The sequence below is a fragment of the Paraniabella aurantiaca genome (assembly GCF_050309965.1).
Lineage (GTDB): Bacteria > Bacteroidota > Bacteroidia > Chitinophagales > Chitinophagaceae > Niabella.
Genome location: NZ_JBLOSY010000001.1, coordinates 684490 through 707905 on the forward strand (window position 1 = coordinate 684490; position 23416 = coordinate 707905).

General features: G+C 41.5%; 21 protein-coding genes. 8 read left to right on the forward strand and 13 right to left on the reverse strand.

All coding sequences use genetic code 11. From position 1 onward, the window contains the following. Positions 1 to 26 precede the first annotated feature (26 nt). Together ACLOAU_RS03055 and ACLOAU_RS03060 are read left to right on the forward strand one after the other, a co-directional pair. Complete coding sequence (locus tag ACLOAU_RS03055) at positions 27 to 431, forward strand: hypothetical protein (RefSeq protein WP_427860355.1); 405 nt, start codon at positions 27 to 29, stop codon at positions 429 to 431. Positions 432 to 456: 25 nt separating this feature from the next. Then, the gene (locus tag ACLOAU_RS03060) at positions 457 to 1716 is read left to right on the forward strand and encodes an anthranilate synthase component I family protein (protein WP_427860356.1); all 1260 of its coding nucleotides are present in this window, start codon (positions 457 to 459) and stop codon (positions 1714 to 1716) included. Between the two features lie 141 nt (positions 1717 to 1857). On the opposite strand, the gene ACLOAU_RS03065 is transcribed toward ACLOAU_RS03060, so the two are convergent. Genes ACLOAU_RS03065 through ACLOAU_RS03075 form a run of 3 tightly spaced genes read right to left on the reverse strand, consistent with a single transcriptional unit; the run spans position 1858 to position 3085 of the window. After that, positions 1858 to 2082, reverse strand: coding sequence for a type II toxin-antitoxin system death-on-curing family toxin (locus ACLOAU_RS03065; RefSeq protein ID WP_427860357.1), 225 nt, complete (start codon positions 2080 to 2082; stop codon positions 1858 to 1860). Then, on the reverse strand, positions 2079 to 2273 hold the full coding sequence (locus tag ACLOAU_RS03070; RefSeq protein WP_427860358.1) for a hypothetical protein: 195 nt from the start codon (positions 2271 to 2273) through the stop codon (positions 2079 to 2081). Before ACLOAU_RS03070 ends, ACLOAU_RS03065 begins: the two co-directional genes overlap by 4 nt. A 32-nt stretch (positions 2274 to 2305) precedes the next feature. Continuing rightward, a complete protein-coding gene (locus tag ACLOAU_RS03075; RefSeq protein WP_427860359.1) occupies positions 2306 to 3085 on the reverse strand; it encodes a class I SAM-dependent methyltransferase in 780 nt (259 codons plus the stop codon). A gap of 177 nt (positions 3086 to 3262) precedes the next feature. Here ACLOAU_RS03075 and ACLOAU_RS03080 point away from each other — a divergent pair, with 177 nt between their 5' ends. Further along, positions 3263 to 3994, forward strand: a complete 732-nt coding sequence (locus tag ACLOAU_RS03080; protein ID WP_427860360.1) for an esterase family protein — start codon at positions 3263 to 3265, stop codon at positions 3992 to 3994. 53 nt (positions 3995 to 4047) lie between these two features. On the opposite strand, the gene aat is transcribed toward ACLOAU_RS03080, so the two are convergent. Together aat and ACLOAU_RS03090 are read right to left on the reverse strand one after the other, a co-directional pair. Further along, positions 4048 to 4695, reverse strand: a complete 648-nt coding sequence (aat, locus tag ACLOAU_RS03085) for a leucyl/phenylalanyl-tRNA--protein transferase (RefSeq protein WP_427860361.1) — start codon at positions 4693 to 4695, stop codon at positions 4048 to 4050. A 48-nt stretch (positions 4696 to 4743) separates the two neighbouring features. Further along, positions 4744 to 5037 carry an ATP-dependent Clp protease adaptor ClpS gene (locus ACLOAU_RS03090; protein ID WP_427860362.1) on the reverse strand — a complete coding sequence of 98 codons (294 nt, stop codon included), beginning with the start codon at positions 5035 to 5037 and terminating at the stop codon, positions 4744 to 4746. Positions 5038 to 5233: 196 nt separating this feature from the next. On the opposite strand from ACLOAU_RS03090, the gene ACLOAU_RS03095 reads away from it, so the two are divergent. From ACLOAU_RS03095 to ACLOAU_RS03105, 3 genes are all read left to right on the forward strand, one after another. Continuing rightward, complete coding sequence (locus ACLOAU_RS03095) at positions 5234 to 5653, forward strand: hypothetical protein (protein ID WP_427860363.1); 420 nt, start codon at positions 5234 to 5236, stop codon at positions 5651 to 5653. A gap of 205 nt (positions 5654 to 5858) precedes the next feature. Next, positions 5859 to 7538 carry a GMC oxidoreductase gene (locus ACLOAU_RS03100; protein ID WP_427860364.1) on the forward strand — a complete coding sequence of 560 codons (1680 nt, stop codon included), beginning with the start codon at positions 5859 to 5861 and terminating at the stop codon, positions 7536 to 7538. Between the two features lie 64 nt (positions 7539 to 7602). Next, positions 7603 to 8286, forward strand: a complete 684-nt coding sequence (locus ACLOAU_RS03105; RefSeq protein ID WP_427860365.1) for a gluconate 2-dehydrogenase subunit 3 family protein — start codon at positions 7603 to 7605, stop codon at positions 8284 to 8286. Between the two features lie 193 nt (positions 8287 to 8479). Here the strand turns inward: ACLOAU_RS03105 and ACLOAU_RS03110 are convergent, their stop codons facing one another. Beyond that, a complete protein-coding gene (locus ACLOAU_RS03110) occupies positions 8480 to 9592 on the reverse strand; it encodes a glycoside hydrolase family 18 protein (RefSeq protein WP_427860366.1) in 1113 nt (370 codons plus the stop codon). A gap of 105 nt (positions 9593 to 9697) precedes the next feature. On the opposite strand from ACLOAU_RS03110, the gene ACLOAU_RS03115 reads away from it, so the two are divergent. Then, positions 9698 to 11224, forward strand: a complete 1527-nt coding sequence (locus ACLOAU_RS03115) for a SulP family inorganic anion transporter (protein WP_427860367.1) — start codon at positions 9698 to 9700, stop codon at positions 11222 to 11224. 57 nt (positions 11225 to 11281) lie between these two features. Here ACLOAU_RS03115 and ACLOAU_RS03120 read toward each other — a convergent pair whose 3' ends face one another. From ACLOAU_RS03120 to metG, 7 genes are all read right to left on the reverse strand, one after another. Further along, complete coding sequence (locus ACLOAU_RS03120) at positions 11282 to 12406, reverse strand: cysteine desulfurase family protein (RefSeq protein ID WP_427860368.1); 1125 nt, start codon at positions 12404 to 12406, stop codon at positions 11282 to 11284. 62 nt (positions 12407 to 12468) lie between these two features. Next, the gene (locus ACLOAU_RS03125) at positions 12469 to 12921 is read right to left on the reverse strand and encodes a GNAT family N-acetyltransferase (protein ID WP_427860370.1); all 453 of its coding nucleotides are present in this window, start codon (positions 12919 to 12921) and stop codon (positions 12469 to 12471) included. 11 nt (positions 12922 to 12932) lie between these two features. Then, positions 12933 to 16820 carry an AsmA family protein gene (locus tag ACLOAU_RS03130; RefSeq protein WP_427860371.1) on the reverse strand — a complete coding sequence of 1296 codons (3888 nt, stop codon included), beginning with the start codon at positions 16818 to 16820 and terminating at the stop codon, positions 12933 to 12935. 178 nt (positions 16821 to 16998) lie between these two features. Then, entirely contained in the window at positions 16999 to 17730 is a 732-nt protein-coding gene (locus ACLOAU_RS03135; RefSeq protein ID WP_427860372.1) for a LytR/AlgR family response regulator transcription factor, read from the reverse strand. Beyond that, entirely contained in the window at positions 17727 to 18890 is a 1164-nt protein-coding gene (locus ACLOAU_RS03140) for a sensor histidine kinase (protein ID WP_427860373.1), read from the reverse strand. Before ACLOAU_RS03140 ends, ACLOAU_RS03135 begins: the two co-directional genes overlap by 4 nt. A 149-nt stretch (positions 18891 to 19039) precedes the next feature. After that, positions 19040 to 19360: a hypothetical protein gene (locus tag ACLOAU_RS03145; protein ID WP_427860374.1), complete on the reverse strand. Its 321-nt coding sequence runs from the start codon at positions 19358 to 19360 to the stop codon at positions 19040 to 19042. A 279-nt stretch (positions 19361 to 19639) separates the two neighbouring features. Further along, entirely contained in the window at positions 19640 to 21736 is a 2097-nt protein-coding gene (metG, locus tag ACLOAU_RS03150; RefSeq protein WP_427860375.1) for a methionine--tRNA ligase, read from the reverse strand. Between the two features lie 251 nt (positions 21737 to 21987). On the opposite strand from metG, the gene glmM reads away from it, so the two are divergent. Continuing rightward, on the forward strand, positions 21988 to 23379 hold the full coding sequence (gene glmM / locus ACLOAU_RS03155) for a phosphoglucosamine mutase (protein WP_427860377.1): 1392 nt from the start codon (positions 21988 to 21990) through the stop codon (positions 23377 to 23379). Positions 23380 to 23416 lie beyond the last annotated feature (37 nt).

Consider the following 23416-nt stretch of genomic DNA (forward strand, 5'->3'; position numbering starts at 1 on the left):
AAATTTACAGTATAATTTATTAGATAATGGCAAAATCAAATAAATCCAAAGCAAGTGAAACGGATAAGGCTTACGATGAAGAAAAGCCGGTAAAGAAAGCTTCATCAAAATCGAAAAACGAAGAAGAGTTGGACGAGGATGAGGACTTCCTTGACGAAGAAGAAATACCCCAAAAAGGGAAAGCAGCAAAAAAAGACGACGATGAGGATGACGATGTAGAAGATGAGGATGATGATTGGGAAAAAGCTGACGAAGATGAAGATTGGGACAAAGACTTTGAAGAATTCGATCTTCCGAAGTCTAAAGGAAAATCCGGCGGTGGCAAAAAATCTTTAGATGATGATGATGATTTCAAAGTTGACGATGAATTCAAAGATTTGTTTGGCGGCGGAGGTAAAGACGACTTCGACGACGAAGATGATGACTATTAATAATCCTTTTATTTGATCAGCTCAATTGCGCAGCAATTTTGTAGTAGAAGATATTAATGTTTTTAAACAAAAAGTGTTGAATTGGTTAAAACAGTTCAACACTTTTTGCTTTTTAGACAGCAGCCAATACCAGGGAACATACGACTTCCTGGTTGCCGCTGGTGCCAAAGTCCTGTTTCAATCTTCCGAAACTAATGCACTGGAAGCATTCCGGGCGTTTGCCGCAAAGCGCCAGGGATGGCTGTTCGGCCATTTAGGGTACGAACTGGTTACCGCCGAAAAAATCAGCCATTCTGCAAAAAAGGACCAGCTCTTGTTCCCGGACATATTCTTTTTTGAAGCAACGACGCTCATAACCTGTAAAGGAAATGAAATCACAATTGAAGCAGAAGACCCCGTTGAAGTATTTGCGAATATTAAACAGGTTGCCGTTATTATAAACACCAATAAGCCTCTTCCGCCGGTGCAAAGCAAAATGACACGGGAAGACTATATCGCCACCATAGAGCAGTTAAAAAAGCATATTCAACGGGGCGATTGTTACGAGATCAATTTTTGCCAGGAGTTTTTTATTAACGATGCAGATGCCGATCCTTTCTCATTGTTCGAAAAGCTGAAATTAAAATCGCCCAACCCATTTTCAGCGATTTATCGGTTAAATGACAAATGGCTGCTTTGTGCCAGCCCGGAACGATTTATTAAAAAAGAGAATGACCGCATTTTCAGCCAGCCGATAAAAGGCACATTACGGCGTACCAATGTTGATGGTAGCCTGGAAGCAGAAAGAAAATTACTGGCTGAAAGTGAGAAAGACCGGGCAGAAAATGTAATGATTGTAGACCTGGTGCGAAATGATCTGTCACGTATCTGTAAAGAAGGCACGGTGCAGGTAGATGAACTTTTTGGCATTTATAGCTTTCCGCAGGTACACCAGATGATCTCAACTGTTAGTGGTATACTTAATCAATCTGTGAACTTTAAAGATATCATCAATGCTACTTTCCCGATGGGCTCCATGACCGGGGCGCCCAAAGTAAAAGTCATGCAGCTGATTGATCAGTACGAAAAAAGCAGACGGGGTATTTTTTCCGGGGCATTGGGTTATATACAACCAGGAGGAGATTTTGATTTCAATGTAGTAATCAGAAGCATCATATATAATCAAACTACACAATACCTTTCGTTCCAGGCAGGCGGCGGCATTACCATTTATAGCGATGCAGAAAAAGAGTGGGAAGAAAGCCTTTTAAAAGCAAAGGCTATCAAAGATGTATTAAGTAGCTGATGAATTGTCCTTCAGCCATTTTACGATGTCATCATACTTTGCTTTGCCAGTAGACACATCGATAACAAAATTATACAGAGCCTCGTCACTTGCATTTAGGCTTATAGAATATTCCAGTAATAATGTGATTGCGGCGAGGACTCAGGTTCTTTTATTGCCATCAACGAAAGGGTGATTCACAATAATACTCTCCATTATTGCAGCAGCTTTTTCAACAATAGAAGGATACAAATATTCGCCTCCAAAAGTTTGAAATGGTCTGGCTATAGCAGATTCCAACAGACCTTTGTCACGCAAACCTTTTGAACCACCGTAATCAGATATTGACATCTCATGCAAAGCCAATATATCATCAAAGGAGATCATTGCGCAAGTTTTTGCAACACGTTACCATATTGTTCTTTTACCTTTTCATAATGCTGAGATAGATTCAGAGGTTTTTCGTCTTTTACTGAAGCTATTTTTGCTAAATGTTCTAATACCTCCCTTAGTATATGTTCATCCTCCAACTTTGTAATTTCCTTTATTGCTGCAAGTTGCATTTCTGATACACTCATATAAACACTATTTAGTACTCAAATTTACTAAATTATTTTTCTGCAATATAAAACAGGTCCAGACAGTCGTTACCGGCCTCCGCAATAAAAAAGTCGCTCATTTTAATCTTAGCCACCATTTCATTATCACTGTTCAACATTTTCTTCCGGTTCCAGCGGTTTAAAAGATCATAGGGCACCTGCAATACCCAACGAGGTAAATTATGCTGAAGATTCAAAAAGTCAAAACGGGTAATTCGGTCCACTGCTTTTTTATTAGCATAATAATACTCCATGGCTGTATCATCGCCATATACCCCTAATGTTTTCACACTGCTGAAATCTTTCAATAGTAAATCTCTCAATTCGGGAACCAGGTATTCCCTTATATGCCATGGATTACGGGTGAGTGACATTCTTTTGTTAGGCGTGGTTACAATCAACTTACCTCCGGGTTTTAATACACGGTGAATTTCTTTGGTGAACAGCTTATCGTTCTTTATATGCTCAATTACCTGGAAGGTGATCACAAAGTCAAAAGTGTTATCCGGAATTCCCTCAAAAGGAGGAATATTCATTTTGAGAAACTTGATATTCGAATGTTTTTGCAGTAATGGCGCCACGTTGTCATTTTCAAATTTATCGATGGTAACAAAGCGGTTTACTTTGGAGGCAATCAATTCAATCCCATAACCACTTCCGGTACCTATTTCCAATACATCTCCCGAAACCAGCTTCGCAGCTTCATCATAGGCCAATAGCGATCTTTGGTACACGTAATTATCCGATGCATCTAATTGCGACACCCTTTCTGCCGTTTGTATCAACTTCATTTCCTCAACTTTTTTATGAAACGCCAAAATTAGCAGAATCAGGCCGATAAACTAACACAAGGTTTATCAGGATGCCCCCCCTTTTTATTACCGCTCAGGATATTTTTATAGTTAATAGTAAAATATTACCAAATATGATATTAATACTCTATTTTACACAAAACAATAAATCAATATATGAACAGAAAGGTCTTCGGCTGGCACAGTCCCTCCCTAAATAAAGACATGCCCATTGTTAGCTACGGCAATTATGGTTTTGCGCTATTATTGGTGCCCACCGCGGCCGCAGATTACCTGGAATATGAGCGTTTTCAACTGATTGACTCACTGGCGCCTTTTATTAACGGAGGGAAAATGAAAGTCTTTTCGGTGGACAGCGTGAATAACGAAAGCTGGATGAACAATAATATGGCACCCTGGGATAAATCGCACCGCCATGTTCAATGGAACAATTATATATACAACGAAGTGATTCCCCATATCAAAAGCGAAACCAGCCCGGAGACACCGGTGTTTATCAGCGGTGCTTCATTTGGAGCGCTGCATAGTATGAATTTGTTTTTAAAACGACCTGATCTTATTAATGGTGTGATTGCCATGAGTGGCGTTTATGATCTCACTTATTATAGCAATGGTTACATGGACGACAACGTGTATTTCAACAGCCCGCAACATTATATGCCCAATCTTTCTGACCATTATGTATTAGAAAATATCAGACGCAGTAACCATATACATATTTTAACGGGCAGCGGTTCGTACGAAGATCCCAGGGCAGGAGGAGAATTTGCAAAGATCCTGTATGATAAGGGCATCAAGTATGATTTCGACAATTGGGGTAACAACTACAAGCACGACTGGCCTACCTGGCGAGACATGTTACCTAATATTTTTTCAACCAGGTTTTAAGTTGATTGAAAATAGTGTCCCGGCAATTGCCGGGATTTTTATTTTTTAAGCAGTTATGCAATTAGTTGCTTTAACAACTGTTGAAATTCACTGCCTTCAATCATCCTGGCACCCAGGCTTTCCAGGTAACCGGTATGTACCTGGCAATCTATCAACTGTACATCATCTTCCATAAGCTGTTGTACATATTTGGTAAACGCATATTTGGAGGCATTACTTACCAGGCTAAACATACTTTCTCCAAAAAACACCTTACCCAACCTGATGCCATATAAACCACCTACCAGCCTGCCGTTCTGCCAAACCTCGGCGCTATGCGCATATCCCAACTGGTGCAGCCGGCAATAGGCATCCACAATTTCATCGCCGATCCAGGTACCGGGTTGGCCCGGGCGGTCAACGTTTTTACAATGGCTGATCACCTCTTTAAAAGCTTTGTTCACCGTAAATTCAAAAGCATTGCGATTCAATAATGGCCTCAGGCTTTTGCTGATCTTTAATTCTTGGGGAAATAACACAAATCTGGGATCGGGACACCACCAGAGTATAGGTGGCTGACTGTACCATGGAAAAATGCCCGACTGGTAAGCCAATAAAAGCCGCTCACAGGATAGATCGCCACCAATTGCCAATAAACCATCTGGCTCGGCTAAATGAACAGGAGGAAAATGAATGGATTCATCAAGGGCAAAAATTGCCATTACTATCTTAAAATTGATCCTTTTAAAAAATCAGCAGAAACGTATTGGTTATGAAACCACTTCTTCAACAGTAGCGTTAATACCTCTGTCGATGATAGCCTCGCACATAGGCCTCAGGTCATCGAACTGGCCCTCTTTAACGGCATACTTACCCTTATAATGAATGATATAGGCGCATTGTTCAGCCTGCTCGAAGCTGTGTCCGCAAATGTCCATCAATGTTTCAATCACCCATTCAAAAGTGTTTACTTCATCATTCCAGACAATCAGCTGGCAGGATGAAGCAGTGAGTGTCAATACATCCACATCTTCCTGAAACCTTGTATCTGTGTTGTTTTGCATACTGCAAAGATAATTTTTTTAGAAATAATCCTGCTTATTTAGAGGAATTCGTCGGGCCTTACTGCAGATTTCTTTGATACTATAATGCAGAAAAATTTTAATTGACTCCTCAAATATTCCTGAATGCAACCAATTTCCCATCATTACAATCATTCTTTTCAGCATTTTATAATCCGTAATCATTAAAAAACTGATAATGAAAAAAATCACATCCTTTTTTCTGTTGGGCGCTATTGCTCTCCTTTCATTCGCATCATGCAGTAAAACCCGCGACGGGCTGGGATTAGATACTGTCCGCAATAATGCAAGAACGGGCAAATGGGAGCTAACCAGGCAAATATATCTGGCAAACGCAGCCGAACCTGCAAGCTCCGAACATCTGACTGCTGGTGCAGGCTGGGCAGAATTCAAATCTGATAACAAAGTTTATATTTATAATTCCAGCGGAGTGGAAGACCCGGCGTCTGCAAAAACCTATTCTTTTTTAGATACCAAAACTATTCTTTATGGCGGTGACCAATTTGAGATACAGGAAAATCTTGCAGGCTCGTTTCGAAGGATGACACTTCAGCGTTCTACCACTACCGGAAGAGAAGTATATATCTTTCAACGTTAAGAAATTACATCTGCTGATTTAAAAGTAATTCCCGGCCCCGGAGCCAACGGTTTAAACTGTTAACTCTGGGGCTATTTTTGTTGGGTCTGGGAAAATATTTCCACGGATCGAATGATTTCAACGATTTTGAATATCTTTAAGACCTGCTTGCAATGAAACAGCTTGTTATACTATTCGAAAACTATATTTAAAAGAAAACTTCTATATGGCAGATAACACTTATGACGCTATTGTTATTGGTAGTGGTATATCCGGAGGATGGGCCGCAAAAGAGCTCACTGAAAAAGGACTTAAAACCATCATGCTGGAACGAGGGCGTGATATTAAGCACGTACAGGATTATGTAAACGCCAATAAAAACCCCTGGGACTTTCCCCATCGGGGCGGACGTACACAGGAAATGATCAAAGATCATCCTGTTTTAAAAAGAGACTACCCTTTAAATGAAACCAATCTGGATTATTGGGTAAATGAAAAGGAATGTCCCTATACTGAAACCAAGCGCTTCGACTGGTACCGGGGGTATCATGTAGGAGGACGATCGTTAATGTGGGGACGTCAGAGTTACCGGCACAGCGATATCGACTTTGAAGCCAATGCCAAAGATGGGGTGGGTGTAGACTGGCCCATACGTCATGCAGACCTGGATGCCTGGTATACCTACGCGGAAAAATTTGCGGGTATTAACGGTACCAACGAAGACTTCCCCGGGTATCCTAATGGCCACCTGATGCCGGCCATGCCCATGAACTGTGTAGAGAAAGATGTAGCAGACCGTGTGAAAAAACACTATAAAGGCTCGCGTATTATAACCAATGCGAGGGTGGCCAATATTACACAGCCATTGCCCGGACGAACGGCCTGTCAGTATCGCAATAAATGCTGGTTGGGATGTCCTTTTGGCGCCTACTTCAGTACACAATCTTCAACTCTGCCCGCAGCGATGAAGACTGGTAATCTTACATTAAGACCCTTTTCGATTGTAACAAAAATCATTTACGATAAAGACACCAAAAAAGCAAAAGGGGTTGAGATCATTGATGCAGAAACGAATCAAACCTATGAGTACTTTGCTAAGGTAGTTTTTGTTTGTGCTTCTGCAATGAACTCTACATGGGTACTGATGAACTCAGCAACAGATGTATGGGAAGGCGGCTTGGGAAGCAGCAGCGGCGAATTAGGCCATAACCTGATGGACCATCATTTCCGTTGTGGAGCTTCAGGTAAAATAGAAGGATACGAAGACAAATATTATTTCGGCCGTAAGCCAGGTGGCATCTATATTCCACGTTTCAGAAATATTGGCAACGATAAAAGAGATTACCTGCGTGGATTTGGTTACCAGGGTGGAGCAAGCCGCCAGAACTGGCAGCGAACCATTGCTGAATATAGTGTGGGAGCTGAATTAAAAGAAGCATTATCTGAGCCAGGAGCATGGACTATGGGATTAGGTGCATTCGGAGAAATCCTGCCTTATCATGATAATAAAATAACGCTGGATAAGAATGTAAAAGACAAATGGGGCTTACCGGTGCTAAATATCGACGCAGAGATCAAAGAGAATGAAATGAAAATGCGTGCAGATATGATGAATGATGCTGCAGAAATGCTGGAAGCCGCAGGATTGAAAGATGTACATACATATGACAGCGTCTACGGCTTTGGTCAGGGTATACATGAAATGGGTACCGCCCGTATGGGACGCGACCCTAAAACATCTGTACTTAACGGCAATAACCAGGTATGGGATGCTAAGAATGTATTTGTAACAGATGGCGCCTGCATGACGAGTGCAGCTTGCGTAAACCCATCCCTAACTTATATGGCGCTTACGGCCCGTGCAGCTGATTTCGCAGTAAACGAGCTTAAAAAAGGAAATTTATAGTAGCCCGGTTAGGAGACTACGGGCTATCAAAAAAAATTATCAACTGTCAAACTAATTATACAACATGAACAGAAGACAAGCAGTACAAAAAGTTGCACTCTTAATGGGTGGCACTGTTTTGGGGGCAGAGTTGTTCATTCAAACCGGTTGTAAAACCACCCCTAAAAAAGAAGCTGCCGAAGCAGGAGCCGAAGTACTCCCTGATTTTTTCACCAAAGATGAGATATCATATCTGGATGAAATAGCTGAAACCATTTTACCTAAAACAACAACGCCCGGAGCCAAAGATGCAAAAGTGGGCGAATTCATGAATGTGATGGTGCGCGACTGTTATACGCCACAAGACCAGCAGGTATTTAAGGAAGGGCTGAGCGCTATTGAAAAATTAAGCAAGGAGAAGTACCAGAATGGCTTTATGCAGATGCAGCCCCAGCAAAGAACTGAATTGCTGACAGCACTGGATAAAGAGGCGAAGGATTACACAGGCACAGAGGATTATAAGGCGAAGCAGGCAGCGCTTGATAAAGAAGAAAACGCCAAGGATTCTATCGAAAGATCAAAAGGCAATTTCGGTTACGGCAAGGCGCGCATGTCGAAACATTATTTCAGCATGATGAAAGAACTGACTTTACTGGGCTTCTTTACATCAGAGCCGGGCGCTACCAAGGCTTTACGTTATTCTGCTGTTCCCGGTAAGTATGATGGCTGTATGCCTTACCAGAAAGGTGATAAAGGATGGGCTACTTAGAAGGAAGGCGTCAGTTGGCAAATTGAATAGTTGACAAGGAAGCATCCTAAAGAATATATTAGCGAAATGCCTGGATATATACTCCGGGCATTTTATATTTTGGTATTTGACTAATGGATACAATGATCTCCTGATTAACTTATCAACGCTTAACATTAGCCTTTTTTACACCAGCAACCAGCCAACCAATCAACTAATCAACCAGCTCACCTTTCACCGCCGCATCGATCACCCCCAGGTACCCCATCTCCTTCTTGTCAATACTCAGCTCCCAAAACATAATGCCGCCCAATCCTTTATCCAGCGCGTATTCTGTCTTTTTCCGGATGGAAGTCTCATCGTCAAAGGTTACAAACACATTTGTCTCTTTATTATAGGCGTAGCTTGCCTGGGCCTTATCATCATAATAAAAAGAAAAACCATTTGCTTCATTAACCACATTATCAAAAATCTTATGCGACAAAAAGTTTTTAAATACTCCAGGCTGGTGTAAGCCGTTATTGATATTTGCTACCTGTCCCCAGCTCCTTCCATAAAAGGCCGCGCCTATCACCATTTGATGCCTGGGCACACCAATCGACTCCAGGTAAGTAACACAGGCATGCACCGACTCCTTCTGTCCATCAGTGCTGTATAGAGGTGTGTGATGGCCCGTATGCGGCGTATTGCCATGTACCATATCATAGTTCATCAGGTTAACATAATCCACTACCGGCATAACTTTAGCCCAATCAACCGACTCCCGCAGGAATTTGGGAAAACCACCAGCTGCAAAACTGATTTCCTGCTTATTGCCCAACGCAGCTCTTAGGGCCTTTACAAGTGCTGTAAAGTTGTCTTTATCCCCCGGTTTAAACGGATGCCCCGGATAACCTTCTATGGCCGGGTACTCCCAGTCCAGGTCGATACCATCTGTTTTAAAATAATCAGCCAGCTCTTTTACAGACACGGCAAACTCGTTCCGGCCTTCCTCTGTATCAAAAACATCTGAGCAGGTTTTACAACCGCCCCAGCCGCCCAGAGATAATAATACTTTGAGATGAGCATGCTTTCTTTTCAGGGATACCAGCTTTTGAATGGTGAGGGAATCTGCTTTATTATCTACTTCCAAACGATTGCCTTTCAGGTGGCAAAAGCTGTAAATAATATGCGTTAGCTGATCCGTTGCGAAGCTGTCGATATTAGAAGCATTAGATGCATAATAGGCAATAACACGAAAATTGCGCTTTGCGTCCTGGCTTCGGGCTTCGTTTGTAAAAGAGCCGGCAACTAAAGCTATGATAGCAAAAAGAATAAAACGTTTCATAAACGGTAAGTATTAAAGCCTGTAAAAGGTGATTGATCTGTTATTCTAAAAATAAGCCAGTTTATGCACTAATTACCTTTTGCTACCTTTGAAACTTTTTAAAATATGACCCCTATCCTACGTTTATTCGATTTTTCCCAAAAGGTAAATTACCGCACCGAAATACTGGCAGGTCTTACGGTTGCCATGACTATGATCCCTGAGTCCTTATCTTTTGCGATCCTGGCCGGCTTTAACCCGCTTACAGGTTTATACGCTGCTTTTATTATGGGATTGGTTACCGCGATTCTCGGGGGTCGCCCGGGGCTGGTCTCGGGCGGAGCGGGCGCCACTGTTGTTACCCTGATCGCATTGATGAAATCGAACGGGGTCGACTATGTCTTTGCTGCAGTAGCACTGGCTGGTATTATTCAGTTACTCATAGGCGTTTTGAAGCTTGGGAAATTCATCCGCCTGGTACCGCAGCCCGTGATGTATGGTTTTGTAAACGGATTGGCCGTCATTATTTTCATGTCGCAGCTGAACCAATTTAAAACAGCTGCCGGCGATGCATGGTTAGGGGGCATGCCATTATACGTGATGATGGGCCTGGTAGCGTTAACCATTGCCATAGTTATTTTTTTTCCGAAGATCACTAAAGCAATTCCCTCATCTTTAGTGGCAATTGCAGTGGTTTTTGCTGTAGTGGAGCTCTTTGGAATTTCCACCAAAACGGTATCAGATATTGCTTCGGTTGCCGGCGGATTTCCTCCGTTTCATATACCCTCCGTTCCCTTCAACCTGGAAACGTTGCAGATCATTTTCCCCTATGCGCTGGTGATGGCCTGTGTAGGCTTAACAGAAGGATTACTTACTTTAAATCTGGTAGATGAAATAACCGCCACCAAAGGCAACAGTAACCGGGAGTGTTTGGCGCAGGGCACAGCCAACCTGCTCAATGGTTTTTTTTCTGGTATGGGTGGTTGCCCCATGATTGCCCAAACATTTGTAAACCTATCAGCCGGTGCAAGGGCTCGTTTATCAGGCATCATCGCCGCATTAACGATTTTAGCCATTATATTATTTGGCGCACCCTTAATTGGCCGGGTACCCATGGCCGCCCTGGTAGGTGTAATGATGATGGTAGCGATCGGCACATTTGAATGGGCCAGCTTTCGTATCATAAATAAAATGCCAAAGGCAGATATTATTGTGGGTATACTGGTAGCCGCTATTACCGTATGGCTGCACAACCTGGCGCTGGCAGTATTAATAGGTGTCATTATTGCTGCACTGGTTTTTGCCTGGGAGAGCGCCAAACGCATCAGGGCTAAAAAGTACATTGATGAAGAAGGTATTAAGCATTACGAAATTTATGGGCCATTGTTTTTTGGCTCTACCGTCACATTCGCTGAGAAATTCGATGTAGCCAATGACCCTGAATTTGTTATTATCGATTTTAAAGATAGCCGTATCAGCGACATGAGTGCCATTGACGCCGTTCATAAATTAAGCAGGCGTTATGCCGAACTTGGCAAGACGGTGAGATTAAAGCATCTCAGTGCAGACTGCAGGCGTTTGTTATCTAATGCGGCGGGGGTAATTGAGGTAGATATTATGGATGACCCTGAGTACCGGGTGACAGAAAAATAAAAACCACCCAAAGGCGGTCTTGTAATCATTAGTAGTAAAAAAAGGTTATAAATAAAATTATAATAGTTCTTTCAATTTATCAATTACTGTATCAATTTCCTCTTTTGTATTATGCTTACAAAAAGAAAAGCGTATTGCAACTTTGTTGGGATCACCGCTAATAATATTAATAACATGCGAACCCTGGTTGGCGCCACTGCTACAGGCGCTGCCACCAGAAACACAGATATTATTGATATCGAGGTTGAACAATAACATCTCCGATCTTTCGGTTAAAGGAAATGCAGCATTTAAAACCGTGTACAACGAGCTACCGGCATAATCACCATTAAAACTTACTGCAGGTATTTTCTCCAGCAGCTGCTCTATCATATATGTCTTAAGTGATTTGATATACGCCGAATCTTTTTCGTAATTCGACATGGCCAGCTCCAGCGCTTTGGCAAACCCAACTATGCCGTAAATATTTTCAGTACCTGCCCGCATGTTACGCTCCTGTCCGCCGCCATGTATCATAGGTTTTACCTGCAGTTCACGGCTTACATATAAAATGCCTGTTCCTTTCGGGCCATGAAATTTATGACCAGCAGCAGAAATAAAATCAACCTGTATACGACTTAAATCTATTGGGTAATGCCCAACCGTTTGCACACAATCTGAATGAAATAAAGCATTGTACTTTTTGCAAAGTGCACTTACCGCATTCATGCTTAAAAGATTACCCATTTCATTATTGGCATGCATAAGGCTTACCAAACACTTCACTTCTGCATTGGCGAGTTGCTCCTCGAGGTTTTTTAAGTCGACATGCCCGTCTGGTAACAATTTTACGTAGCTATGCGAAATGCCGTCGTTAGTATAATGAGAAACAGTATGGAGTACCGCATGATGCTCAATAGGCGATGTGATGATATGTTTACAACCCAGGTCTCTTAAAGACGCAAGTATGGCTGTATTATTGGCTTCTGTGCCACCGCTGGTAAAGAAAACTTCTCCCGGATGCGCGCCCAGTAACCTTGCTACGGTTTTGCGTGCATTCTCTACTGCTAAACGGGTTTCCCTTCCGTAAGAATAAATAGAAGAAGGATTACCAAAATGAGTAGTCATATAAGGCAACATAGCATCCAGCACTTCCTTGTCCAAAGTGGTAGTTGCAGCATTATCTAAATAAATTCGTTCCATAACAAAGCCGGGCGATTAAAGCCTGCAAAGTTACCGCAAATAAACATATAAACCGAATGGACCTAATAGGTCACTCCGCTGCGGGTCATGAATCGTTCAGGATTAGTGAGTTGTTCAAAATCAAATTGAGCATATAATCCGTGCGCATCCAGTGTAGCCAGCATCGTGCGCCTCACCTGGAATTGCTCTGCCAGATCGCAGAATGCCTGAACCATTATTTTCGATAGCCCTTTTCCACGATAGGCTTCCAATATAAAAATATCAGCCAGGTAGGCAAATACAGCCTGGTCGGTAATCATCCGGCCGAAACCCACCAACTGTCCTTCAACATTATAAATACCCAGGCAGATTGAGTTTTCAACAGATCGTTCTACCAGTTCCATAGAAATGCCTTTAGCCCAGTAACTCTCGCCCGAAAGATACTCATACACAGCGTCTTTAGGAATTACCTGTTTATCAAAAGAGAACCGGTATCCTTCAAAATAAAAGTCACCCGGCATGGAGATCGTTTTCATATTCATCTTTATTATTTCCTGCTTGCTGCTACTTTTTTATTGTACTTCCTGAGCTTCTTTTTGGCACCTGGCAAACCGATGCTCGACTTAATACCTTCCAGCGTAGTTTTAATAATATAGTTAATAGGCGACTTATCCTGCCACCGTTCGAAAAATACCAGCGACTCTTTTCCCCGATTATTCTTTCTTACCACCAAAGCCATCGCTATTCTGCTTACTACTTTATTCATGAACGTCTGGTTAGGCAGATCGTTTTTATTGAGTAGCCCAATCCTCAATCCTTTATAATGCATGTATGCGGAGCCGATGGCTGCGTCATTGGTTCCTATGGCGTTTACCTGCAAACTTTGAAGCTGCCCATCAAAAACTTTGGCACCTACCAGGGGCACCAGTACTACATTAAATTGTGCCAGATCCATAGGCCCCGTTGTAAGGTTCATCCGCATGTATCCTGTGGTATCACTGTAAGACTGGCTTACATCCAGGGTAGTATGCAACTGATCCAATACATCGGCAGATGCCAGTATGTAAATACTGTCGTCTGGCATGATATCATAGTTTTTGATATTCCGTATCAACACGTTAAGATTAGACACCGGTATAATGCCTAAGGTATCTGTGACAGGATTAACCTCCCAATAAGTTACATGCATATTGTTCAGCTTCACACTATCAATATTCAAACTGCTTTTCAAACCCAGTAACATTTCTACCGGCAATGGTTTGTAACGCTTGGCGGTATCAGGTTGTAGTTTATCCTTAAACGTAAAAAGATCTACGTCGTTCAATTCGATACTACCGATACTTAAAATACTATCATGATTATATTTTTCAAGATCAATAGGGCCGCCAATGATCTTTCCTGTGTTAATGCGCAGGTAGTCTTCATTATAAGCTTTCGCGGTACGGTATTCTTCAACCGATTGTTTGGGTACGAGGCTGAATGAATCTACACCCAGCAGCCGGTCTTTAACTGTAAAACCATACCATTTCAGCGTATTTTTTCCTGTTGCAAATTTACCATTAGTACCATTGATGCTCAGATGTGAACTGTTGGTGATAATATCACCAACGCTACCCATGTACTTAGAATTTAACGATACATTTCTTACATCGCCTTTATCCAGCTCAAGTACTGCATTATTTTTACCGAGGCTATCAAAAGCCAGTTTGTCTAACGACAGAATATTGAGGTTGGTGCGCCAATCCATTTTACCATCGCTGTTCTTAGCTAATACAACATCGTTTAACTCAATATTAAGCTTGTTATCATTCGTCGCATACTTCCTTGCTTTGGCAGTAATGAATTCAAAATTGGTAAGAAACATTTTGATCTGGTCGGCCTTCAGCGGAATCGCCGGCGTGGATTTCAGGTTGGTGATTTTTAAGTAACTGTTCTGCTTTGTTCCATCCCATCTCAGATAGCTGGCAGAATCCTGCTTATTAATCAGCGTTAGATCAATATCCGGTTTTTGCAGCAGTGCACTTCCTACTTCAATTGTAGTGGCTTTCTTTTCCTTTTTAGCAGCACTATCTTTATTTCCGATGGTGGCCGTCAATTTGGGCTCCTGCAACACCAACCCTTGCAACGTAAGGTTACCGCTTATAATTTCTGTTATATTAGGAATGATGGTAAGCCTGGGTATAACCGCCATAATGGTATCAAACTGGTTTTGCTGTTGTAGTTCAATACCCTCAATTACACTATGGGTTTGGTCTTTGATGTCCAGCTTATCAACCGAAACGCGGAGATCAGGACCCGTTAACAACACGTTCTGTCCATCGAGGCTCAACCCTTTTATAGCCGGTTTGCCCCCTGCGTTCTTTATAAATTCATTTAAAAGAATAGTGTTGAAGCTACCTGTAATGTGATTCTGATTCAATGTAAGATCTACTGAGGTATTAGCACCCTGTATGCCGCGAAGTACTAAAGGCGTCTTATTTTTTCCAACCTTTGTTGTTGCATTTTTTTGGGCAGACGGCATCATATGTACGGTGGCTTTATTCCATTTTACTCCGTCCACTAAAATGCTCTGATTGGCACTGTCTAAAATAACCGATCCGATAAAGATGTTGTGCGCACTGGCCTTTAAGTTATTTCCTTTTATATCCATGCTGGAGGCACGCAAACCGCTTTTATTCTCGGAGAGATGTACCTGGTGCAGATTTGCTGTCAGGTCGCCTTTTTGAAAAACCCCTTTATCAAAGCTCAGAATGTTTACTGACCGTTGCACATTCTTTATCTTATTGGCGCTGGTAAAATCGTTGGCCCGCAAATCGAGGTTGGTATTGGTGAGGTGTAAGAAACCTCCCTTACTAAAGTTCAACTGAATATCTCCACGGTAGATACCCAGGTTCTTAAGATCCATTACATCATCTACGCTATTTAAAGTTTCAAACAGGTTTTTAGACCTGGCTTTCTTTTTATCGCCATTCAATGTATAATTTACTTTGGGATCATAGAATGTTGCACTCTGCGCAGCAAATACATTTTCATACAAAAGCGATTCCCATGAAAGGCCCCTTACCTGGAAACTCGGCATTAAAAGGCTTTTTACCGTTTTACCCTTGTCCAGTTCTTTAAAACTAAACTGGCTCAAATTAATGATATCATCTTCAAAACGTACACTGTCAAAGGCAATAGCATAACGGCCATCTCTTATTACATTTTCATAGTTATGCAGCGACATTACAAACTTATCCAGCGAAATAGGCCTGATTTCATTTTGCCGAACGGTTAGCTTATATATTTCAAAGCTATTATTCCTTGACGAAAAAGTACTGATTCTCCCCTTCTTAATCGTATTAACATCAATGTCAGCATTCTTCACACCTACGTATCCCAGGCGCATATCCCCTAATAATTGCTGTATTACGGCATCCACTCTTTCCACGCCCACTTTCTTTTCCTTCTTTTTGCCAGTCTCTTTCCGGTCACTGTCTATATCCAGATATATTTGCGGCCGACTACAATACACAGAATCTGCAATGATAGTTTCAGAACTATATAAAGAGTCAAAATCTATATTGGTTAACTGTAGCTTATCAAAAAATATTTTGAATGCAGTTCGTGAACTATCCCCCTTCACTGCCCGCAAAGTACAGCTGTCAAATTCTACGCGCTGGTTTTGCAGGTTCACCCTGAAATCCTTAAATGCAATAAAATGTCTTCCCCCGGGAAAAGCAATATTCTGGTTAAACGTTCTGACTGCTATATTGTCCGTAAAGGATATCTTTTGTTGCCCCTTCTTCCCGGTAGTAGTATCTACCTGCAGGTTATCGAGCTGAATAAAGATATTATCTACAGCAAATGGTTGCTCCCCGGCTCTTGTTTTATCGATCAGAGAAAAACTGCCGTCATCCAACCTGAATTTGTCTATCTGTAGTACATTGATCGCATCGGTTATAGACTTCGAAATACGCCCCATTTCCTCAGCTACCGAAAATGTATTATCGCTGGTAGTGTCTTTTACCTTGGTTCTGGGCTTATTGCGCGTAAAAACAACACTTGGAGACACCAGCCTTATAGAATCAATTAAAATTTCCCTGTTAAAAAGCAAGGGCAAAAAACCGCGGGCCTTAATACTGATATTTTTTGAATTAACTGCATAACTGGTAGCAGCGGTAGTATCCGTACTAAAAATAGATGCTTCCTGGAGTTCAATTTTATTTTTGATCCAGTTAAATTTGAACTTAGCTACTTTGAGCTTAAGCTTCCCCTTTGATTGTGAATATACTATTTGTTCCAGCGCCTCTTCGGCATGATCAATAAACCAAAAATTAAACGCAAGAACGACAGTAGCAACAATGCCTAATAAAATAAGCATAGTACGATACCGCAGCCTTTTAAACCGTAGTTTTCTCAGCTTTAGTTCTCTTAAATTAATTTTCTTTTTCAAGTGTTGCTATTTGGCCTTACTTGATAGTCAATTTATATGCCGAAGGCACCGCATATCACTAAATATACATAAAAGACCGAATATCTTTATCAAGATCAGTAGTAAATAAGCTGTTGATTGATGGTTTTAAGAAGTAATTAGCAATGTTTTCCGATGGTCTAAGGTTATTGGCCAGAGGTTATTTACGTAGCTTTAAATTATCGGTCCGGTAGTCTAACACTTTCATTACCTCGTTCCGGTATAACTTTCCAATGGGAATTTCTATTTTATCAACCTCCAGCAGCTCCTGTGTATAGGAGGTGATTTTTTGTACTGATACAATAAAGGATCGGTGCGTTCTGATAAAGTCCTGTTCAGGCAGCATTTCCTCAACTGAACTGATGGATTGTTTGGTAACAATCTTAGCGCCTGGCGTGAATACTTTTACATAGTCCTTCATACTTTCGATATATAAAATATCGCTAAGCATTACTTTCATCATTTTGCGGTCAACCCGGAAGTATACGAACGATTCCGATCGCTTTTCTTCAACAACAGGCTTTGCAACCGGCTTGATGTCGGTAAAATGATAGGCCTTATTAACGGCTTTCAAAAAACGTTCAAAAGGAATGGGCTTCACCAGGTAATCCACCACATCCAGCTCATAACCTTCCAATGCATACTCCGAAAAGGCTGTTGTAAAAATAACTTTAGGTGGATTTTTTAATGTCTTTAAAAAATCATTACCATTTAACTGAGGCATACGTATATCCAGAAAAAGTAAATCAACCGGTTGCTGCTGTAAGGACGTAAATGCCTGAATGGCATTGGCACATTCTCCCACCAATTGCAGCGTAGATATTTCTGAGATGTATCGCCGGATCACATCTCTTGCCAGGGGCTCATCATCAACTATCAGACAGCGTATCATACTTGTTTTTGCATATGTTCAATTATTGGTGGAACCGTTTTAACTAAAGCTGTTTTTGATTTGCGCTCCAGCTCAACTTTCATATTCAAAATAAACACTTCTTCCTCATTGGTAATATTAAACTCATGTTTACCCGGGTATAACAAAGCCAACCGCGTTTTTACATTTTGTATGCCGATACCTGAAGATTTTGCCGGCTGTGACATACGTGCTTTGCCATTCACCAGCTTCATGTGCATACGATTGTCTTTTAAACTTACCCTCATATTGATCCAGGGCTGTTCTAACATACTGCTGGCCCCATGCTTAAACGAATTCTCCACCAAAGGCAACAAGAGCAATGGCGTTATATACAACTCATCCGCATGATCAGGCAGATCGAGGTGTAACTCCAACCGGTTTCCATACCGTACTTTCTCAAGGCCGATATAGTCTCGTATCATTTGTAATTCTTTGCTCAAAGGAACTACAGAATTACTGCCCTCGTATAGTATAAACCGGAGTATATCTGACAAACCTGTAATTAATTTAGCTGCCACAGGTGCAGTATCCTGCGTATGAGAATAAATATTGTTTAAGGTATTGAACAAAAAGTGGGGATGCACCTGGGCTTTCAATAGCTGCAGTTGAGACTCCACATTTTCTTTTTGAAGTTGCAGGTTACGCTGCTCTTTTACATACCAGTGCTTCATCAATTTGATGGCTGCGGCAATGCCCGCAGTGGTAAGGCCGCCACGCAAGCCCCCCATCATTGACCGGTGGATAACGATCGGCTTCATCTCATCGCGAAAAACATAACCTTTGTCAGCCAATATATTGATGATAGGGTTAATAATATAATTCCCCAACAATACGGATATCCAGGCTGTGGCCAGGAATAAGGCAACCGTTAAAACAGCTGTAGCCCAATAGCGTTGTTGAAGCAGGAAACGCGGAATGACGAAATACATCAATGTGTAAGCCAGGAACATATGGCTCCATGTAAAAATAAAAGACTCAATAAAAGCAATAATTAACCGCTCATTATACCGCCCGCTGCTGTTCCACGCTATAAAAGAGTATAAAAAAGCCTGGAATATCCACCAGAAAGTCCAAAACGCTACATGCCTCCTGATGCGGTACTTTCTTTCTTCAGAAAATATAAAAGGATACTTTTCCATTAACTACATTAAAATTACAATGGAAGCCCGGCTGAAAAAAGTATTTGCCCGAATAGTTGACCAAACTACAATTTTCGTCGACAAACGTATTTGATTGAAAATGCCCCATGCCTGGAAAGACACGGGGCCAATTGTGCTAAAGAAAAACATTAATTTCTTTTTACCCACTCGCTTTTATGTTGTTGCTCCCAGGCTACTGTTACTGTTTCCAGCATTTGCTTCAATTCTATTTTTACTTTTCTTCTTTTAACGTTCAACCGGGTACCATTCATTTCTTTTTCTTCCATCAGCAGGCCGTTGTTCGTATAAAACCTTACCTTATTTAATAGTGGAGTTTTTACATTGGTCTCCACTACCCAAAACCCGCTGGTACATACCCAGGGCTTTAATTTGGCCTGTTTATTTTGGCCGGTTACACTCAAGCCCAAACTAAGGAAGCAAACCAGTATAATTATTTTTACAGCTTTCATTGCAGATATTTTAGAAGTTAAAAATTATTGCTGCTGTAAAACTATTTCACCGGGAACCCCTAAAAACCGATAGTAGATTAATAGACAAAACAGGGAGACGGATAATGGTACATTGTCGACTAACAGATGAAACGTCTACAAAAAACCTTTGTCGTCTTTTATTATTTATAAATGGATAGAAAAAATTAAGAAATCGCACTTTTTTGGAGTGAACAGCAGAATAAAAAAGGGCTTCCCAACAAATGAGAAGCCCTTTACGGTTTATAATTTGTGCGATGCCTAACTTACCTTACTTCCATTAACAGCGCCCTCTTCTCCGTTTACAAATATCAGTTTGCCTTCTGCATCTTCAGCCATTAAGATCATTCCGTTACTTTCAATACCCCTCATTTTACGGGGAGCCAGGTTAGCTACTACCACTACCCTTTTACCTACTATCGTATCTGCATCAAAATGCTGGGCGATACCCGACACAATGGTTCTTTTTTCAAAACCAAGATCCACCTGCAGCTTTAAAAGCTTATCGGCCTTTTCTACTTTTTCCGCTGATAATATAGTACCTGATCTCAAATCAATTTTAGCGAAATCATCAAAAACAATCTCGGGCTTTAAGTCGGATACAATTGCCTCTTTTTCAACCTTAGCTGCTACCTCTTTGGCCGGGGCCGCAGGCTTTTGCTGGCTTCCGGCTTTTAGCTTCTCAATTTGTGCTTCAATTTCGGCGTCTTCAATTTTCCTGAACAAAATTTCAGGCGCCCTTAAGGAATAACCTGCACTCAGCAGGTTGATCTTTCCGGCATTATCCCAATCCAGCATTTTATCTACCACTTTCATCATATGTAGCATTTTTTTGGCGGTAGCCGGTAAAAACGGGTTAATGAGAATAGCCAAATTAGCTGTTAACTGTAAACACAAATGCAAACAGTTATCAATGCTTTTCTGCCCTTCAGGATCTTCAGCCAGCTTTTTAGCAACAATCCAGGGTTCTTTTTCCTGCATGTATTTATTACCCTTACGGCTCAGGTCAATAGCTTCGTACAATGCATCTCTGAAACGATAATTTTCCAGCGCAGTTTGTACTTTAGCCTTCGCAGCTTCAATATCAGCAATGATCGATTTGTCTTTTTCATCCAGCACCTCGGTATGCAGTTTCGGCACTTTACCGCCGCATAGTTTGTGCATTAATACAAACGTACGGTTAACGAAGTTCCCGAAGATGGAAGCCAGCTCATTATTGTTCCTGTCCTGGAAATCCTTCCAGGTAAAATCATTGTCTTTATTTTCAGGGGCATTGGCACAAAGCACATAGCGCAATACATCTTCACAGCCGGGGAAGTCTTTAATATATTCATGTACCCAAACGGCCCAGTTGCGGCTGGTAGATACTTTATCCCCTTCAATATTCAAAAACTCGTTTGCCGGTACATTATCAGGCAATACAAAATTACCATGCGCCTTTAGCATCGCCGGGAAAATGATACAATGGAACACAATATTATCCTTCCCGATAAAATGAACCAGTTTTGTATCTTCTTTACACCAGTAATCTGCCCAGTTCTCCGTTAACTCTTTTGTTGCAGAAATATAGCCGATAGGTGCATCAAACCAAACATATAGCACCTTCCCTTCTGCATCAGGCAAAGGCACTTTAATACCCCAGTTGCTATCACGGGTCATAGCACGGCTCTGGAGCCCGCTATCCAGCCAGCTTTTACATTGTCCAAATACATTATTCTTCCACTCGGTATGTCCTTCCAGTATCCACTTTTTCAGGAACTCTTCATAATTCTGTAAGGGAAAATACCAGTGCTTTGTTTTTTTCTTAACCGGTATTGCATCGCTTAATGCACTACGCGGGTTGATCAGTTGTTCGGGAGACAAAGAGCTGCCACATTTTTCGCATTGATCCCCATAAGCATTATCATTACCACAAACAGGGCAGGTACCTACTATATAACGATCGGCTAAAAAAGTATTTGTTTTCTCGTCATAATATTGCTCGCTTTCTTTTTCTTCAAACAAACCATCATCATACAACTTTTTAAAGAAAGCAGCTGCTGTTTCATGATGCACAGGGCTTGATGTTCGCGAATAGATATCGAATGAAATACCCATTTGCTCAAAGCTATGTTTGATCTGCTCGTGGTAACGGTCTACAATCTGCTGAGGAGATACCCCTTCTTTCATGGCCCTGATCGTAATAGGCACGCCGTGTTCATCACTACCGCCTATAAACTTTACATCTTTATTTTGTGCACGCAGAAATCTTACGTAAATATCAGCAGGAACATAACAGCCGGCTAAATGCCCGATATGTATGGGACCATTTGCATAAGGCAACGCGGCAGTAACCAGCACTCTTTTAAATTCACTCATAACCTTCTTTAATACTTATAATTAACCTGCAAAAGTAATTATTATTAGGCATAGGTAATGGCACCTGCCTGCTTTTCAGAGACCAACGGCCGTTAGTCCACTTGCCTAACCTGGTCATTTTTTGCGCGCAGAGCAGTTTTAAACCCAACTTTCTGTCTTTCCTAACATTAATATTATCCACAAATTCCCATTAATAGAGGCATGGCTCGTAAATTTGCACCCCTGATAATATAAAAAAATCACATAAGTATATGCCTCTTATCAAAAGTATATCTGGTATCCGTGGTACCATCGGTGGCAAAACCGGAGACACTTTATCACCGGTTGACGTGGTAAAATTCACAGCTGCCTATGGAGCCATCTTAAAAAAGAATGCAGGAAAGGATAAAAATGTAAAAGTGGTAATAGGCCGCGACGGGCGCATCAGCGGGGCGATGGTCAGCAACCTGGTACAATCTACCCTGTCTGCCATGGGTATCGATGTGGTAGATCTGGATTTAAGCACTACGCCTACAGTTGAGATTGCAGTTCCGCTCGAAGGTGCGGACGGAGGTATTATTTTGACAGCCAGCCACAACCCTAAAGAGTGGAACGCCTTAAAACTGTTGAATGAAAAAGGGGAATTTATTTCTGCCGAAACTGGCCTGGAATTACTACGCATTGCAGAAGCTGAGGATTTTAATTTTGTACCGGTAGATAAACTGGGTAAAATCAAGAAAGATGATTCTTATATGCAGAAGCATATCGATGCGATCCTCAACTACCCCTTGGTAAATAAAGAAGCTATTGCGGCTAAAAATTTTAAAGTAGTAGTAGATGCGATTAACTCTACCGGCGCCACCTTTGTTCCGGCATTATTAAATGCATTAGGCATTGAGAATATTATTGTATTAAATAAAGAAGTAACAGGCAATTTCGCTCATAACCCCGAGCCATTACCGAATCATTTAACCGAGCTAAGCAGCACAGTTGTTAAAGAAAAAGCAGATTTGGGTATTGCTGTTGACCCGGACGTTGACCGCCTTTGCTTTGTTTGTGAAGATGGCAGCATGTTTGGAGAAGAATACACGCTGGTTGCGGTTGCCGATTATATACTATCGCTGCGCCCCGGCAATACGGTAAGTAATATGAGCAGCACCAAAGCTTTGAAAGAGGTTACCCTGAAAAGGGGTGGCTCTTATACCCCTTCGGCTGTTGGTGAAGTAAATGTGGTGAAAAAGATGAAGGAAACCGACGCGGTAATCGGCGGAGAAGGCAATGGAGGTATTATTGTACCTGATTTCCATTATGGCCGTGACGCTTTAATTGGTATCGCATTGTTTTTATCCCACCTGGCGAACCAAAAAGGAAGTATCGGGTCTTTACGCCGCCAGTATCCCGACTATTTTATTAGCAAAAACAAAATTGAGCTGGACAGCAGTATTAATGTAGCCGCTATCTTTAAAAGCATCAAAGAGAAGTATGCTAAAAATCCGATCAACGACGAAGATGGATTAAAAATAGAATTTGATAACGACTGGGTACATTTACGCACTTCCAATACAGAACCCATTATCCGGATCTATTCTGAAAGTGATTTTGAAAGTAAGGCCAACCATATCGCTCACAAATTAATGGAAGACATTAAGGAAGAGATCAAATAAATATTAAAGCAGATAGTTAGCCCCGGCCCATAAAGCC